Source organism: Streptomyces zinciresistens K42, from assembly GCF_000225525.1.
Taxonomy (GTDB): Bacteria; Actinomycetota; Actinomycetes; order Streptomycetales; family Streptomycetaceae; genus Streptomyces; species Streptomyces zinciresistens.
On sequence record NZ_AGBF01000032.1, the window covers coordinates 38,678 to 55,079 of the forward strand.

15 protein-coding genes, 1 pseudogene and 1 riboswitch are annotated in these 16,402 nt (G+C 73.4%); of the genes and pseudogenes, 2 read left to right on the forward strand and 14 right to left on the reverse strand.

Annotation, left to right across the window (positions count from 1 at the left end; translation table 11 throughout):
- Positions 1–45 precede the first annotated feature (45 nt).
- Positions 46–1,356, reverse strand: a complete 1,311-nt coding sequence (locus SZN_RS13095) for a class I SAM-dependent methyltransferase (RefSeq protein ID WP_007495075.1) — start codon at positions 1,354–1,356, stop codon at positions 46–48.
- Between the two features lie 279 nt (positions 1,357–1,635).
- On the reverse strand, positions 1,636–3,024 hold the full coding sequence (locus tag SZN_RS13100) for an NAD(P)/FAD-dependent oxidoreductase (RefSeq protein WP_078508559.1): 1,389 nt from the start codon (positions 3,022–3,024) through the stop codon (positions 1,636–1,638).
- Positions 3,025–3,594: 570 nt separating this feature from the next.
- Here SZN_RS13100 and SZN_RS13105 point away from each other — a divergent pair.
- A complete protein-coding gene (locus tag SZN_RS13105; protein WP_007495079.1) occupies positions 3,595–3,795 on the forward strand; it encodes a hypothetical protein in 201 nt (66 codons plus the stop codon).
- A 78-nt stretch (positions 3,796–3,873) separates the two neighbouring features.
- On the opposite strand, the gene SZN_RS43355 is transcribed toward SZN_RS13105, so the two are convergent.
- From SZN_RS43355 to SZN_RS13165, 12 genes are all read right to left on the reverse strand, one after another.
- Positions 3,874–4,140, reverse strand: a complete 267-nt coding sequence (locus tag SZN_RS43355) for a hypothetical protein (protein ID WP_007495080.1) — start codon at positions 4,138–4,140, stop codon at positions 3,874–3,876.
- Between the two features lie 64 nt (positions 4,141–4,204).
- The gene (locus SZN_RS13115) at positions 4,205–5,158 is read right to left on the reverse strand and encodes a Ppx/GppA phosphatase family protein (protein WP_007495082.1); all 954 of its coding nucleotides are present in this window, start codon (positions 5,156–5,158) and stop codon (positions 4,205–4,207) included.
- Positions 5,155–5,694, reverse strand: coding sequence for a DUF501 domain-containing protein (locus SZN_RS13120; RefSeq protein WP_007495084.1), 540 nt, complete (start codon positions 5,692–5,694; stop codon positions 5,155–5,157). Before SZN_RS13120 ends, SZN_RS13115 begins: the two co-directional genes overlap by 4 nt.
- 58 nt (positions 5,695–5,752) lie before the next feature.
- Complete coding sequence (locus SZN_RS13125) at positions 5,753–6,229, reverse strand: FtsB family cell division protein (RefSeq protein ID WP_043730375.1); 477 nt, start codon at positions 6,227–6,229, stop codon at positions 5,753–5,755.
- A gap of 103 nt (positions 6,230–6,332) precedes the next feature.
- Positions 6,333–7,619 (reverse strand): phosphopyruvate hydratase, encoded by a 1,287-nt coding sequence (gene eno / locus SZN_RS13130; protein WP_043730356.1) that lies wholly within the window; start codon positions 7,617–7,619, stop codon positions 6,333–6,335.
- 287 nt (positions 7,620–7,906) lie between these two features.
- Positions 7,907–8,599, reverse strand: a complete 693-nt coding sequence (locus SZN_RS13135) for a transglycosylase family protein (protein ID WP_007495089.1) — start codon at positions 8,597–8,599, stop codon at positions 7,907–7,909.
- A gap of 4 nt (positions 8,600–8,603) precedes the next feature.
- Positions 8,604–8,795: riboswitch (cyclic di-AMP (ydaO/yuaA leader) on the reverse strand.
- A gap of 208 nt (positions 8,796–9,003) precedes the next feature.
- Positions 9,004–10,032, reverse strand: coding sequence for a LysM peptidoglycan-binding domain-containing protein (locus SZN_RS13140; protein ID WP_007495091.1), 1,029 nt, complete (start codon positions 10,030–10,032; stop codon positions 9,004–9,006).
- 166 nt (positions 10,033–10,198) lie between these two features.
- Entirely contained in the window at positions 10,199–11,518 is a 1,320-nt protein-coding gene (locus SZN_RS13145; RefSeq protein ID WP_007495094.1) for a cytochrome P450 family protein, read from the reverse strand.
- Positions 11,519–11,723: 205 nt separating this feature from the next.
- Positions 11,724–12,701, reverse strand: a complete 978-nt coding sequence (locus SZN_RS13150; protein ID WP_007495096.1) for a nucleoside triphosphate pyrophosphohydrolase — start codon at positions 12,699–12,701, stop codon at positions 11,724–11,726.
- A gap of 100 nt (positions 12,702–12,801) precedes the next feature.
- Complete coding sequence (locus SZN_RS13155; protein WP_007495098.1) at positions 12,802–13,443, reverse strand: SurA N-terminal domain-containing protein; 642 nt, start codon at positions 13,441–13,443, stop codon at positions 12,802–12,804.
- Between the two features lie 145 nt (positions 13,444–13,588).
- The gene (locus SZN_RS13160) at positions 13,589–15,082 is read right to left on the reverse strand and encodes a serine/threonine-protein kinase (protein ID WP_279627017.1); all 1,494 of its coding nucleotides are present in this window, start codon (positions 15,080–15,082) and stop codon (positions 13,589–13,591) included.
- 38 nt (positions 15,083–15,120) lie between these two features.
- Positions 15,121–15,729, reverse strand: a complete 609-nt coding sequence (locus SZN_RS13165; protein WP_007495101.1) for a hypothetical protein — start codon at positions 15,727–15,729, stop codon at positions 15,121–15,123.
- Between the two features lie 308 nt (positions 15,730–16,037).
- On the opposite strand from SZN_RS13165, the pseudogene SZN_RS41930 reads away from it, so the two are divergent.
- Positions 16,038–16,402, forward strand: a pseudogene (locus tag SZN_RS41930) (hypothetical protein); the annotation flags it as partial.

Consider the following 16,402-nt stretch of genomic DNA (forward strand, 5'->3'; position numbering starts at 1 on the left):
CCGGGTCTCCCGACACGGGAGCCCGGCCCCTGGCGCGTGCCCCGGTCAACCGCCCTCGCGCTCGGCCCACTTGCGTGCCCGCAGCGGCATCCCCGACGCCCCGGACCCGGCCGGGCGCACCGCCAGCACCTGGTTGACGCCGATGCGGTTGCGCTCGAAGGACAGCGCGGAGGCCGCCATGTAGAGCAGCCAGACCCGCGCCCGTCCGGCGCCGGCGAGCCCGGTGGCGCGGGACCAGCCGTCCTCCAGGTTGGCGACCCAGGTGCGCAGCGTCAGCGCGTAGTGCTCGCGGATCGACTCCACGTCCCGCACCTCGAACCCGGCGCGTTCGAGCTGTCCGACGGTGGTCCCGACGGGCTGGAGCTCGCCGTCGGGGAAGACGTAGGCGTCGATGAACGGGTCGACCCGGTAGGTCGACTCGTCGCGCTGGGGGCGCCGTCCGATCTGGTGGTTGAGCAGCCGGCCGCCGGGCCGCAGCAGCCGGTGCAGCACGTCCGCGTACTCCAGGTAGCGCTCGGCGCCGACGTGTTCGGCCATGCCGATGGAGGAGACGGCGTCGTACGGCCCGTCGTGGACGTCGCGGTAGTCCTGGACGCGGATCTCCACCTTGTCGGTCAGGCCCTCGTCGGCCACGCGCTTGCGGGCGTACGCCGCCTGCTCCCGGGAGAGGGTGACGCCGACGACGTGGACGCCGTACTCGCGGGCGGCGTGCACGGCCAGGGAGCCCCAGCCGCAGCCGACGTCGAGCAGCCGCAGGCCGGGCCGCAGGTCCAGCTTGCGGCACACGAGATCCAGCTTGTCGCGCTGGGCGTCCTCCAGGGAGCCCCGCGGGGGCGGGGCGGGCCAGTAGGCGCAGGAGTACACCATCGAGGGGCCGAGGACGATCTCGTAGAAGTCGTTGCCGACGTCGTAGTGGTGGCTGACGGCGCGCCGGTCGGTGCCCCTGGTGTGCAGATGGCGGGCCCGGCGCACCTCCTCGGGGGGCGGGGCGGGCGGCAGCGGGCTCCCGGCGAGCCGGAGGAGTCCGCGCACCGCGGCCCGCACCTGCGGGTCGCGCAGCGCCTGAGCGGTGCCGCGGGCGTCCTCGTCCCGCTCCCAGACCAGCCCGGCGAGCAGGCCGAGGGCGGTGTAGAGGTCGCCGTCGACGTCGAGGTCGCCGGCGACCCAGGCGCGGGCGAGGCCCAGTTCCCCGGGCTTCCACAGCAGCCGCCGGACGGCGCGGCGACGGCGGACGACGAGGGCGGGTGCGTCGGGCGGCCCCGCCTCGGAACCGTCCCAGGCGCGGATGCGCACCGGGAGCGGTACTCCCAGCAACTGTTCGAGAAGGCCCTTCAGCCGCGCCGCGGCGTCTGCCATGGCACACACCTCCGTGATAACGGATCCCGGAATCTCCGACACCACGTAAACACCCGCGGGGCCCCTCGGCAGTCCCCCACGCGCGTCACGGCCGGGCAAAAAGGTGCAGGAGCCACCCAGTTGGGCCCGCGCCGGGCCGGACGAGCGGCGCGACCGGGGGCGCGGCCGGGGCGGGACCGGGGCGCGGCCGGGGCGGGACCGGGGCGGGAACGCCGAAGGACCTCCCGCACCACGGATGGCGGGAGGTCCTTCGTCCGGCCCGGAGGGGGCCGGGGAGCGTCAGGAGGCCTTGGCCTTCTCGCCCTTGTCGGCGGCGCTCGCGGCGGCGACCGGCGCCGGCTTGGCGGCCTCGTAGAACTCCTCGCGGGGGGTCTCCAGGGCGCCGAGCGCCACGACCTCGCGCTTGAGGAACATGGCGAGCGTCCAGTCGGCGAAGACGCGGATCTTGCGGTTCCAGGTCGGCATCGCCAGACCGTGGTAGCCGCGGTGCATGTACCAGGCGAGACGGCCCTTGAGCTTGATCTTCATCTTGCCCATGACGATCATCGCCACGCCCTTGTGGAGGCCGAGGCCCGCCACCGCGCCCTTGTTGGCGTGCGCGTAGTCCTTCTGCGGGAAGCCCCGCATACCGGAGATCACGTTGTCGCCGAGGACCCGGGCCTGGCGCAGCGCGTGCTGGGCGTTCGGCGGGCACCAGGCGTTGGGGTTGCCGGCCTTGCGGCCGACGAGGTCCGGGACCTGGGCGTTGTCGCCGGCGGCCCAGACGTGGTCGGTGCCCGTGACCTGGAGGGTCGGCGCGCAATCGACGTGGCCGCGCGGGCCGAGGGGCAGGCCGAAGCGGGAGAGCGCCGGGTTGGGCTTGACGCCGGCCGTCCACACGATGGTGTGGGAGTCGACCTCCAGGCCGTTCTTCAGCACCACGTGGCCGTCGACGCAGGAGTCCATGGAGGTGGAGAGGTAGACCTCGACCCCGCGGGCCTCCAGGTGCTCGCGGCCGTACTGGCCGAGCTTGGGGCCGACCTCGGGGAGGATCTTGTCGGCGGCGTCGACGAGGATGAACCGCATGTCCTCGCGGGTGACGCCGGTGTAGTACTTGGCCGCGTCGCGGGCCATGTCCTCGACCTCACCGATGGTCTCCGCGCCGGCGAAGCCGCCGCCGACGAAGACGAAGGTGAGTGCCTTGCGGCGGATCTCCTCGTCCGTGGTGGAGTCGGCCTTGTCCAGCTGCTCCAGCACGTGGTTGCGCAGGCCGATGGCCTCCTCGATGCCCTTCATGCCGATGCCCTGCTCGGCGAGGCCGGGGATCGGGAAGGTGCGGGAGACCGCGCCCATCGCGATGACCAGGTAGTCGAAGGGCAGCTCGTACGCCTCGCCGACCAGCGGGGCGACCGTGGCGACCTTGCGGTCCTGGTCGATGGTGGTGACCCGGCCGGTGAGGACCTCCGCCTTGGGCAGCACGCGTCGCAGCGGGACGACGACGTGGCGCGGGGAGATGCTGCCGGCGGCGGCTTCGGGGAGGAAGGGCTGGTAGGTCATGTACGACCGGGGGTCGACGACCGTGACGGTCGCCTCTCCGTAGCGCATCTTCTTGAGGATGCGCCGAGCTGCGTACAGGCCTACGTACCCACCGCCTACTACGAGGATCCTGGGACGCTCCGTGGTGCTCATGCCATCGAGTATCCACCTGCCCCAGGGGGGTCGCTCGTGCGCCCCTTCACAAGCTCTTCCCGCCCCTGTGCTACCATCCCCGGCCCGCGTGACGCAGGTCATGGTCATGAAGGGGAACCCTCACCCGACATGACCCGTTGCCAATGCCGCGTGAGCTGCCTCTCTGCCCGGCGAGACCCCCTGTGAGCGGTCCGGAACAGCCTTGCGCGCCGGTCCGCGGAGGCCCCCGTACACCGCCCATCTGAACATGTTCAAGGCCCTGTTCACCCCTCGGAAGGGCCAACCGGGCCACATCCGTGCCCCGACAGGGCCGAATTCCTTGTGAAGAACTTCACGAACTTTCTCCGGGCGGCCCCTCCCGCGTGTCGCCGAGGACCCCGAACGGGCCTCCCACAGGCGCTCATACGCCGGGCGACCTGCTCAGCCGACGACTCCGTACGAGCCCGGACGAACCCCCGGCCGACCGCCGGGACGCCCCCGCGAGGCGGCGCGGACCACCGCCCCGGAGGGCCGTCACCCGGTCGGCACGCCCGGCGCGAAAATGATCAGAAGCACACATAGCGTGCAGCCATGATCACTTCACAGAAGGCCCTCCTGAAGGCCACCTCCCGAATAGTCACGGTCGGCGCCGCCCTGGGCATCGCCCTCGCGGCGGGGGCGGCCACCGCCTCCGCGGCCACGGCGGCCCCCGCCCAGCCCGCCGCCGTCCAGGCCCACGGCGGCGGGGACGACGGCGACTGCAGCGGCGTCATCGTCCTGCTCTGCAACTGACGGACGACCCGCGAGGGTTGACCGCCGCACCGCGGCCCCGGCTCCTGACGAGGACCCGGGGCCGCCGCACGTCCCCTCTCACCTCAACGCCCCTCGCCGGCCCTCCGCGGCGCGCGCCGCACCCGCGCGGCGCGGCGGCGGCTCCGAGCCGTCGACCGGCCCGCCGCCATGGGCGTCCCGGCCGCGCCGACCGCACCGGGCGGCGATCCGCACCGCGAGGACGCCGGCATCAGGAAACCCGCCGGGCCGTCGGGCCCGCATCGGCTCCGGGCCGGCGGCTGCCGGGTCGAGGACGGCGATCTCGTGATCCTCGCCGTCGAGGTCGGTGACCGGCGCGGCAGGCACCGCGGCATCCGGGAGCAGGCGGCCCGGAGCACGGGGACTGCGGGCCGCGTCCCCGGCCGGCGGGTCACCCGCCGGCGAGTGCGGCGTGCCAGGCGATGCCGTCGAGGATGTCGTGCTCGCTGACGACGACCTCCTCGGCGCCGGTGCGTTCCATGATCGACAGCAGCACCAGCGCTCCCGCGGCGATGACGTCGACGCGGCCCGGGTGCATGGACGGTACGGCCGCGCGCTCCGCGTGTGTGGAGCGCAGCAGCCACTCGGTGATCTCCCGCACCCGGTCCCGGCCGACCCGGGAGTGGTGGATGCGCGCGGAGTCGTACCCGGGCAGGTCCTGGGCGATCGCCGAGACCGTGGTGACCGAGCCGGCCAGTCCGACCAGCGTGCGCGCCTCGCGCAGCGGCACGGTCTCCTCCGCGAGGTCGAGCGCCGCCTCGATGTCGGCCCGCATCGCCGCGATCTGCCCGGCGGAGGGCGGGTCGCCGACGGCGCCGTCGCGCACCAGGTGCCGCTCGGTCATGCGCACACAGCCGACGTCCACGGAACGGGCCGCGCGCACCTGCTCCTCGCCGACCACGAACTCGGTCGAGCCGCCGCCGATGTCCACCACGAGATACGGCCGCCCCAGGTCCGGGCGGCCGGTCAGTTCCCGGGTCGCGCCGGTGAAGGAGAACCCGGCCTCCTGGTCCCCGCTGACGACCTCGGGCTCGACGCCGAGGATGTCGAGCACCCCGCTGACGAACGCGTCGCGGTTCTCCGCGTCCCGGGAGGCGGAGGTGGCGACGAAGCGCACCCGCTCGGCGCCGTGCTCCTTGATGACGGCCGCGTAGTCCCGGCAGGCGGCGAAGGTCCGCTCCAGTGCCTCGGGCGCGAGCCGTCCGGTGCGGTCCACGCCCTGGCCCAGCCGCACGACGGTCATCCGGCGGTCCAGGTCGACGAGGGTGCCCGCGGCCGGGTCGACGTCGGCGACGAGGAGCCGGATGGAGTTGGTGCCGCAGTCGACGGCGGCGACGCGGGTCATCGCCCGTCCTCGGCCGGTGCCGCCGGCAGCGTCACGCAGGCGCCCCTGCGCCACCACTGCGGCAGCATCGCGATCGCCTCGTCGCCCAGCGGATTGACGCCGGGCCCGGCCGCGAGCGAGTGCGCGACCAGCACGTGCAGGCACTTCACCCGGTCCGGCATGCCGCCCGCGCTCGGGAAGCCCGCGAGCTCCTCGATCTCGTCGCGGCGGCGCACGTAGTCCTCGTGCGCGGCGCGGTAGGCGGCGGCCAGGTCCTCGTCGCTCTCCAGGCGCGCGGTCATGTCCTTCATCACGCCGTTGGCCTCCAGCGTGCCGATCGCCGACGCCGCCTTGGGGCAGGTCAGGTAGTACAGCGTCGGGAAGGGCGTGCCGTCGGGCAGGCGGGGGGCCGTCTCGACCACGTCCGGCTGCCCGCAGGGGCAGCGGTGCGCGATCGCGCGCAGCCCGCGCGGGGGGCGGCCGAGCTGCTGCTTGAATGCCTCGACGTCCGCGTCGGTGGGCTCGGTGCGCGGGGTGGTCGGCGGGGGCGTTTCCATGCCTGTCTTTCTGTCGGTGCCCGCGTGCGGCCGGGCTCCCGGCGCGGGCGAGGGGTTCTCAGCGGTCGGCGGCGTCGGCCTTGTCGACCCCGTCCCAGAGGTTGGCGTACCAGGGGCGGGCGGCAGCGCCGCGGTCGGTGCGCGACTGCTTGGCGGCGTCCGGGTCGATGACGACGTAGCCGGTCTCGCCGGGCAGCACGTAGTGCAGCCGCTGCCGGATCTGCTGCTGCGCGTACGCGTCGTCCTGCCAGCGCGCCTTGAGGTCGCGCAGCTCCTCGACGCGCTGGGCGGCCTCCTGCTTCTGGCGCCGGAGGTCGGCGATCTCCGCGCGCTGGGAGACGTACTGCCTTATCGGGTAGGCCATCGCCACGACGAGCGAGCAGACGACCAGCGCCAGCAGCGCCGCCCGTCCGGTGAGCCTGGAGCGCCGGGCCTGCCGCTTGGTCTGGGAGCGGTAGACGCGGGCCGCGGTCTGCTCCCCGAGCAACCGGATTCTGGTCGCGGTGGAGAACCGGTCCCGGTCCTTCACGGCCATGTCCGCCTCCGTCTCCACGCGCGTACGTCCCCGCACACGGTACGGGACCGAGTACGGGGACGTACGTACGACGGGCTCAGCCTGACCCGGGTGGGGTCAGCCGTCAGCCCTTGAAGCGCGGGAAGGCGCTGCGGCCGGCGTAGACCGCGGCGTCGTCGAGGATCTCCTCGATGCGCAGCAGCTGGTTGTACTTGGCGACGCGCTCGGAGCGGGCCGGGGCGCCGGTCTTGATCTGGCCGCAGTTGGTGGCGACGGCCAGGTCGGCGATGGTGACGTCCTCGGTCTCGCCGGAGCGGTGGGACATCATGCACTTGAAGCCGTTGCGCTGGGCCAGCTCCACGGCGTCCAGGGTCTCGGTGAGCGAGCCGATCTGGTTCACCTTCACGAGGAGCGCGTTGGCGGCGCCGTCGTCGATGCCGCGGGCCAGGCGCTCGGGGTTGGTGACGAAGAGGTCGTCGCCGACGATCTGGACCTTGTCGCCCAGCTTGTCGGTGAGGACCTTCCAGCCGGCCCAGTCGTCCTCGAACAGCGGGTCCTCGACGGAGACCAGCGGGTAGGCCGCGACCAGCTCCTCGTAGTACTCCGTCATCTCGGCGGCGGAGCGCTCCTTGCCCTCGAAGAGGTACTTGCCGTCCTTGTAGAACTCGGAGGCGGCGACGTCGAGGGCGAGGGCGATCTGCTCGCCGGGCGCGTAGCCGGCTTCCTTGATCGCTTCGAGGATGAGGTCGAGGGCCTCGCGGTTGGAGCCGAGGTTCGGGGCGAAGCCGCCCTCGTCGCCGAGGCCGGTGGACAGGCCGCGGCCCTTCAGCACCTTCTTGAGGGTGTGGTAGACCTCGGTGCCCCAGCGCAGCGCCTCGGAGAAGGACTCCGCGCCGATGGGCGCGATCATGAACTCCTGGATGTCCACGTTGGAGTCGGCGTGCGAGCCGCCGTTGAGGATGTTCATCATCGGGACGGGCAGCAGGTGCGCGTTCGGGCCGCCGAGGTAGCGGAACAGCGGCAGGTCGCTGGCCTCGGAGGCGGCGTGGGCGACGGCGAGGGAGACGCCGAGGATCGCGTTGGCGCCGAGGGAGCCCTTGTTGTCGGTGGCGTCCAGGTCGAACATGGCCTGGTCGATCAGGCGCTGCTCGGTGGCGTCGTAGCCGACCAGCTCGGGGCCGATCTGCTCGATGACGGCGAGGACGGCCTTCTCGACGCCCTTGCCCTGGTAGCGGTTGGGGTCACCGTCGCGCAGCTCGATGGCCTCGAAGGCGCCCGTGGAGGCGCCGGACGGGACGGCGGCACGACCCGTGCTGCCGTCGTCGAGGCCGACCTCGACCTCGACCGTGGGATTGCCTCGGGAGTCCAGGATTTCCCGGGCTACGACGACGTCGATGGACGGCACGAGCATCTCCTTCTGGGATGTGAAGCAGGTACGCAGACCGCGGTGGGTGCTGCGGGACGAGCCTAACCGCCCCGGGGGGTCCGGCCGGTGGCGGACCGCCCCGTGGACAGAACCGAGAGCGAATTGTTTCCCAACGGAACAAAAACGCGGCCCAAAAGAAACCCCGCTCCGGCGCGTACGGGGGAAAGACGCGCCGGAGCGGGGAGCCCGCGGGGACGGCGGGGTGCCCTCACGAGGACTTCGCGAAGAGGTCCACGGACGCGAGGGCACCGGGGTTCAGCCGCCGGCCGGGATCACTTCAGGTGCAGCTGCTGACCGGGGTAGATCAGGTCGGCGTCCTGGACGACGTCCTTGTTCAGCTTGAACAGCTTCTGCCAGCCGCCCTTGACGCCCTCCTCGGCGGCGATGGAGCTGAGGGTGTCGCCCTTGGCCACCTTGTACTCGCCGTCGCCCTTCTTGACCTTCTTGCCGGTCGGGGTGGTGACGGTCTTGGTGCTCTTCTTGGCGACCGGACGCTCGCCGGAGCGCGAGGCGGGCTGCTCGGTGGCGCGCTCGGTGCGCTGCGAGGACCCGCTCGCCGGGGAACCGCCCGCGGCGGCGCCGTCGTAGGCGGCGCTCGACAGGCCGGTGCCGCAGTTCGGCCAGGCACCCTTGCCCTGGCCCGCGAGGACCTTCTCGGCTATCGCGATCTGCTGGGACTTGCCGGCCTGGTCGGCGCTGGAGGCGTACTGGGTGCCACCGTAGGCGGCCCAGGTGGAGGCCGAGAACTGCAGGCCGCCGTAGTAGCCGTTGCCGGTGTTGATCGACCAGTTGCCGCCGGACTCGCACTGCGCGACGGTGTCCCACTCGGAGGCGGTGGCGGCGGAGGCGCTGCCGGCCGCCATCAGCGGGGCGGCGACGGCGGCGGCACCCGTGACGCCGACGACGGCGACGGCGCGGGCGGCCTTGGACGGACGGCGGTGCTTGCCCTTGCTGGAGAACAGCATGGATGGATCCCCTCACCGACGCCTGCGAGGTGAGCTGTCGGGTTCGGGCCGGTTGAGTTGCCCGGTCGCGCACCGCTGACGCTGATGCGCGACTCCACCCCAAGCCGGTTCCGGCCGTGCGGCCCCGAAGGGCCTCAACCGCCGGACCCGGCGCTTACCTTGGGTCCCCCGCTCCTGCCTACGGCGCATGACGCGACGACTGTTCCCGTTGGGCCGCCGGCAGGATTCGGCGTGACGGCTCTCGGGGCCCGCACTGGAGGCGAGCGGTCATGACCGTAGACACGCGTTTCACGGAATTTCAAAGACGATCAGGGCTTCTGAGATCTATCTCTCACCGTTAGCGAAACGGACATTCAGCGCGAAGCAGGGCGCGAACTCGTGGTGGTCTTCGCCCTGTTCGGCACCTATTCGACGGGGACGTCCAGCGTCTGACCGGGCGCGATGTCGTTGGCGTTGCCGCCGATGCCCCGCTTGTTCGCTTCGTACAGCGCGCGCCATCCGCCGTCGACGTCGAGGGAGTCGGCGATGGAGGCGAGGGTGTCCCCGGGGCGGACGAGGTACGAGGCGTGGCGGCCCGCGGACTTGGGGTCGTTCGCGGCCGGCTTCTCGTCGGCGCTGGGTCCGCGATGACGGCCGGAGGCGGCCGGTCCGGACTCGACGGCCGAGGTGTCGACGAGGCTCCAGGAGCCCGCATCCTGCACCCAGTTGTCCTTGACGTCCCCTTCGGGGCTCTCGACGGGCGAGCTGTCCGGCGACGCGGAGGTCCCGGCGCCGGACGACTTTCCGGGCTTACCGGAGTTGTCGGACTTCGACGGCGAGGAGGGCGACGAGGTGGCACCCTCGGACTTGCCGGACGATTCGGGCGAACCACTCGGCGAGACGGAGGGGCCGTCCGACGGGCTCGCCGAGGTGCCGGAGGGGCTCGACGCGCCGGAGGGCCGGGACGCGTCGGACCCGGAGGAACCCGACGAACCCACCGAATCCAGCAGGCCGGACGATCCGGACACCGCGGAGGGGGAGTCCTCCGTCACCCCGGTGTCGAGGTCGAGCGCCCCGGACTTCTGGGTCAGCCCGCTGAGCACACCGCAGGTGCGCCAGGCGCCGACACCCTGGTCCGCGAGGACGGCCTGCGCCACGGTGATCTGCTGCGAGCGGCTGGCCAGCTCGGGGCTGGTGGCGTAGTCGAGGCCGCCGTACTTCTCCCAGTCGGCCTGGGTCAACTGCAGGCCGCCGAAACGCCCGTTGCCGGTGTCGGCGCTCCAGGAGCCGCCGCTCGCACAGTCGGCCACCTTGTCCCAGACGGTGCCGTCGGCGGCGCTCGCGCCGGAGGCGCCGAGGAGCGGGATGGCGATGGCGGAGCCGGTGACGCCGGCCGCGACGAGCAGGGCGGGCGCCTGACGGGGGCGACGGTGACGACCGTTCCCGGAGAGCATGCGATGGCCTTTCAGGAGACAGCGGTGGCCGCGGCGCGTGAAACCTGGCGCCGCCATTGAACCGTGAACGTATAGGCATTCGATCACTTGTCACAAGTTAATGCCGCGCAGATCACGTGAAGATCACAGACATGAGCGCGTGTCATGTTTGCGGAGCGGGACAGAATCACCTGTTCGGGGTGAACTCCACCGGAAGCGTGCGCAGTCCCCGCATGATGAGGCCGCCGCGCCACCGCAACTCGGCGGGCTCCACGGCGAGTTGGAGGTCGGGGAGGCGGGTGAGGAGGGTGGCGAGGGCGGTCTGGCCCTCCAGGCGGGCGAGCGGGGCCCCGAGGCAGTAGTGGATGCCGTGGCCGTAGCCGAGGTGCTGGTTGTCGCGGCGGCCGAGGTCGAGGACGTCCGGGTCGGCGAACCGTTCGGGGTCGCGGTCGGCTGCGGCCAGGACCACCAGGACGGGGTCGCCCGCGGCGATGCGCTGCCCGCCGATCGTGACCGGCTCCGTGGCGAAGCGCCAGGTGGCCAGCTCCACGGGGCCGTCGTAGCGCAGGAGTTCCTCGACGCCCGTCGCCAGCAGGGCGCTCTCGCCGGCGGCGAGGGAGCGCTGGAGGCGGGCGCGCTGAGCGGGGTGGGTCAGCAGGGCGTGGGTGCCGTTGCCGATCAGGTTGACGGTCGTCTCGAAACCGGCGAAGAGAAGGATGAACGCCATCGCGGCGGCCTCGTTCTCGGTGAGGTGCTCGCCGTGGTCGGAGGCCCGGATGAGCCCGGAGATGAGGTCCTCGCCGGGGGCGGGGTCCGGCGGGAGGGCCGCGCGCTTGCGGTGGATGAGGTCGGCGAGATAGCCGCGCATCTTCTTGACCGAGCGGGCGACCCCGCCGCGCGGCCCGCCCTGGTGACGGATCATCATGCCCGCCCAGTCCCGGAAGTCGTCCTGGTCCTCGCGGGGGACGCCCAGCAGGTCGCAGATGGCGTAGATGGGCAGCGGGAAGGCGAACTCGTGGATAAGGTCGGCGCCGCCCCGGTCCGCGAACCCGTCGATGAGCCGGTCGGTCAGCTCCTGCACGCGGGGCGCGAACTCCGCGACCCGGCGGGGCGTGAACGCCTTGCTGACCAGCCGGCGCAGCCGGGTGTGGTCCGGCGGGTCGATGTTGAGCAGATGCGTCATCAGCTCGGCCTTGCGCTCGCCCGGGATGCCCGTCCGGCCCCTGGCGTGCGCGGGCCCGTCGTGGTGGGCGGGGTTCTTGGACAGCCGCTGGTCGGCGAGGGTCTGCTTGGCGTCGGCGTACCGCGTGACCAGCCATGCCTCCACCCCGCTGGGCAGCCGCGTCCGGTGCACGGGCGCGTGCTCGCGCAGCCAGGCGTAGGCGGGGTACGGGTCGGTGGCGAACTCCCAGGTGAACAGCGCGGGAGGCGCGGGGGCGGAGGGGCCGGGGGCGGAGGAGTCGGGGACGGAGGGGCCGGGGACGGAGGGGCCTGGCTGGTCGGTCACGCCCCGACGGTATCCGCCGGGTCCGCCGGACCGGAGGGAGGGCGGGCACGCGCACCGGTCCGGCCGCGCCGCCGCGGAGGGTGCCGGTGGTCGGCCGGGGGCCTCGGCGGGCGTACGCCCCGCCGGGGGCCGCCGGTGGCGCGGCGCGTGCCCTCCGGGTGGCCGCGACCCGGTGGGTCCGGTCGCTCCCCGGCACGGGGCGGGGTCAGCCGGACAGTCCCTCGGCCGTCCGTACCGCGTCCCGGTAGGCGCGGGCCGCGGCGCGCAGGGCCGCCTCCGGGTCGACGCCGGCCGCCTCCGCGCGGACCGCGAGCGCGAGCAGGTCGTAGCCGGGGCCCTCGCCCTGCGGCGGCGGCACCCGCAGGCCCGCCGTGCGGACGCGGGACGCCAGCTTCGCCGCGAGGGCGAGGCCCGGCTGGCCCAGCGGGATGCCGTCCGTCACCGACTCACGGCGCTTCTCCACCGCCTTGGTGCGCAGCCAGTGCTCCTTGACCTCCTCCGGGGTGGTCGCGGTCGCGTCGCCGAAGACGTGCGGGTGGCGGTGGATGAGCTTGGTGACGATGCCCGCGGCGACGTCGTCCACGGAGAACGGGGCGTCCGGGTCCTCCTCGGCGATCCGCGCGTGGAAGACGACCTGGAGCAGTACGTCGCCCAGTTCCTCGCGCAGTTCGTCGCGGTCGCCGTCCTCGATCGCCTCGACCAGCTCGTACGCCTCCTCGATGCCGTACTTGGCCAGGCCCTCGTGCGTCTGCCGCGAGGACCAGGGGCATACGGCGCGGATCCGGTCCATGACCTGGACGAGGTCGAGGAGGCGGGCGCCGGGCAGGTCGTAGGAGGCGGGCAGCAGTTCCAGCTCCGGCAGCCGTGTGCGGCCGCCGCCGGCCAGGCGGGCCAGGCCGTCGGTGAGCGCCGGTTCGCCCTCGGCGGTGGCCACGACCACGACCGTGCGCCCGCCCGCGCAGGACTCGACGAGCTGCCGGGCCGCCGGCGCGGCCTCGTCGACCGCGACCCCCGCCTCGCGCAGATACGGCAGCTGCGGGTGCGCGCCGTCCGCGCACAGCACGCGGTCGGCCGCGTGCAGCGCCTGCCAGGCGGGCCAGGACAGCAGGCCGGGCGCCACCCGGTGGCTGGTGGTGAGCAGGACGATACGGCCGGGGGCGGCCTCGGGGCTGGTTGCGTTCACGGTCCGAACGTAACCCACGCCTCCGACGCCGCCCCGGGTTGTCCACAGGCGGTGCGGGTCCGGTGCCCGGGAGGCTCCCCGGGGGCGCCCCGCGTCCCGGTCAGGCCGGCTGCCGGGCCGCCGCCGTCACCTCGCGCACCCACGGCGTCCGGACGTCGGCGCGGCCCCTCTTCTGCATGTCCCAGGTGCCGTAGCGCGGGTTGAGCCGGACGTCGAGCTTCTTGGACGCCGCGGCGAGCGCGTCCCAGAAGGCGGGCTTGCCGGCGTCGGTGCCGAGCGCGGTGCCGAGCTTCTGCGCCTCCAGCTGGAGGCGGAGGTTCTCGTCGAGGCGCTGCGGCGGCACACCGTACTGCTGGAGCCAGGCCGTCCGGAGCGCCTCGGCACCGCCGACCTGCTTCTCCAGGCCGCCGCGCATCTGCTGGACCTCCTTGCGGGTGACGCTCACTCCCGCGTCCTGGGCGGCCCGGCGCAGCACCCGGTCGAGGACCATGTTCCCGAGGACGTCCCGGGAGAGGGTGCCGGACTTGGCGACGACCTGGGCGTACTGGGCGTCGTCGGAGACGGCCGCGCGCTGTGCCGAGCGGACCTCGCCCACCCTGTTCTCCAGCTGCGCGACCGTGATCCGCTGGTCGCCGACGACGGCCGCGGCGCCGGGACGCGCGTCGCCTCCGCAGGCGGTGAGCAGGGGGGCCGCGACGATCGCGGCGGAGAGGAGGAGCGCGGTGCGACGGCGGCGGTGCAAGGAGACCTCCCGAGGAGAGCTTGTGCGGCGGTGCACAAAGTCTTGCGGTGATCGATGGTAGGCAGTGGGCAAGCTCTGGCCAACCCATTGGACCAACGATTCACCAGGACTTCGGGCACCGCCGCACCCCCGTACGGCCCTCTTGTCAGCCGCGCACCTGCCCCAGCCACTGGAGGGTGCGCCGGACCTCGCCCGCCATCGGGTGGCCGGGGCCGCGCAGCCGCTCCACGTCGATCAGCAGGCGGGCCAGCGTGTCGTGGGCCGCGGGGCGGTCGCCGAGGGCGAGCAGCAGATGGCCCATGCGGCGGCGGACGTCGTGGGCGAGTTCGGGGTCGCCGGAGACGTACTGGTTCTCGTAGTAGGGCAGCAGGGCGCGGTACTCGGCGAGGGCGGCGGCGGGCTCACCGAGCTGTTCCAGGCACTGGGCGACGTCGTAGCGGAAGCGCAGCGCCTGCGGGTCGGCGCGGCCCGCCTCGGTGGCGCGCTCGTCGGCGAGGCGGCGCAGTTCGGGCAGCGCGCGCCGGTACTGGCCGTCGTCCATGAGCGTGGCCGCGTACTGCTTGCGCAGGCTGCGGACGACCGGGGAGTGCTCGCCGTGCTGCTGGGCGGCGGTGGGCAGGATCGCGCCGAGGATGTCGACGGCCTGGGTGATGCGGCCCTCGCCGAGCAGCCGCTTGACCTCGTCGACGGCGCGCGCCACGTCGGCCTTCTCGTCGGCGGGCGGGGCGGGGGCGGCGGGGGCCGGCTGGGGCGCGGGGGTGCGGGCACGGTCCGGCCAGGGCGCGTGCGGGCGCAGGAAGGGGCGCGTGGGGTCCAGGGGCTCTCCGGTGGTCGTCCCGCGCGCGGGCAGCATCGGTGCCAGCTCCTGGTACACCTCCTGCGCGGAGGCGGGCCGGTGCTGGGGGTCCTTCGCGAGCAGCCGCAGCACGAGGGCTTCGAGTGCCTCGGGGACCTCGGGGCGGGTGCGGCGCACGGGCAGCGGCGGCTCGTACAGGTGCCGGTGGAGCACGCCGAGCGCGGTGGAGCCGGAGAACGGCACGTCGCCGCTGAGGAGTTCGTGCAGCAGCACACCGAGCGCGTACAGGTCGGTGTACGGGCCGACCGCGCCGCCCATCGCCTGCTCGGGGGCCATGTAGGCCGGCGAGCCGATGGGCGAGCCGGTGTGGGTGAGACGGGTGGTGTCGGTGTCCATGACGGAGGCGACGCCGAGGTCGAGCACGGTGACCGTGCCGTCCTGCTTCACCATCACGTTGCGCGGCTTGAGGTCGCGGTGGACGATCGGCACGGCGTGCACGGCGCTGAGCACGGCGCACAGCTGCGCGGCGACCGCCACCGCCGCCTGCCAGGGGTAGGGGTCCCGCCCGGCGAGGTGGGCGGCGAGGTCGACCCCGTCGACGTACTGCATGACGAGGAACAGCTCCTCGCCCTCGCTGCCCGCGTCGTGCACGGTGACCAGGCCGGGGTGGTCGACCTGCGCGGTCACCCGGCACTCGCGCACGAACCGGCGGCGCAGTTCGTCGGCCTCCTGGCCCGCGACCTTGTCGGGGCGCAGCAGCTTCACCGCCACGCGCCGGTCGAGCCGCTGGTCGTAGGCCGTCCAGACCTGTCCCATGCCGCCCTGGCCGATGAGCGTGGACAGCTCGTAGCGGTCGGCGACGACGCGTCCTGCCGGCACGGTCACCGTCCGCTCTCGGGGCTGCCGTCCTGGCGGCCGTCGTGCTGGCGCAGGTAGTCACTGAGCTCGTCGAGCTCGGCCCGGACCTGGTCGATGCGCGCGGGCGCGGGGCGCTGCGGGGGCGGCGGGCTGTTCGGGACGGGGGTCTGCGGCACCGGCCGCTGGGGTGTCGGCGGGGTCTGCGAGAGGGTCGTGCCGGTGTACGGCGTCTGCGGCGGCTGGGGATAGCCGTACGCCGGGGCCGGTCCCGTGCCGTAGCCCGTGAGGCGGACCCGCCGGAAGTGGCGGATGTCCGCGACGAGGTAGTACACGGTGAACCCGGCGATGCCGCCGAAAAGCAGGACGAAACCCGTCCAGCCGCCCGCGGTGGTGATCTCGTTGCCCGGCTCGGAGCCGAGCAGGACCAGGCCGACGAACTCCACCACGATCGCGACGCCCAGCAGCGCCCAGTCGAGCATCCGGCGGGTGACGACGGCGAGCCGCAGCATCATGACCCACATCAGCAGACCGAAGCTCAGCACCGACACCACGGCGAAGAGCACGCGCAGGAAGACCAGCAGCCCGGTGGCAGGTGGCCGGTTCACCGGCTGCGTGTAGCCGTGGCCTTGCATGGCTGCTCCTGTTGCCTTGAGTGAACGAACGAGGCCGACCGGTCCTGCCCGGTGCGGGGCAACCTCGGTCGTACGATTGTCGCTTCGAGCGTATAGGCCGACGCCGACATACGGTCACCGGTTGTACCGAACCGTTGTCGTGCCGATCACTTCGCCCGACGGCGCTGGTCGCGCGGAGGCCCGGCATCCGGGGCGGGCGCGGGGGTCGTTGGGGCGGGCCGCCGGGGTCGGCGGGCCGTGGGCGCGGGCGCGGCGGGTGGTGCCGTGGGCGCGTGCGTGGCGCCGTGGGCGCGGTGGGCCGTGGGCGCGTGCGCGGTTCAGCCGCCGCACTGCGCCAGCATCGCGCCTACAGCACCGACGTCATGCTCTGCTGCCGCTTCCTCCACGAGTCCCGGGGCGGCAATCCATCTGGGACACGGACGGCGCCGACCTGCGCGCGTACAAGGCACGTCGACAAGACCGTGGTGTCGCCGCAGGGGCCGAAGCGTGTACGGGTCAACGCCGACGCCGAGCCCGAGGTGCCCCGGCAGCCGATCCGGTTCCTGTCGCACGAGGACTTCATGCTCTGGCGGGACGTCGGCCTGCGCGGGCTGCTGCCTGTCAGGACTCCCGTGTCCCCGTCTCACCCGGGCACTCGCCGCCGCTCTCGCCGAAGTCGTCAGCGCTCCCGGCA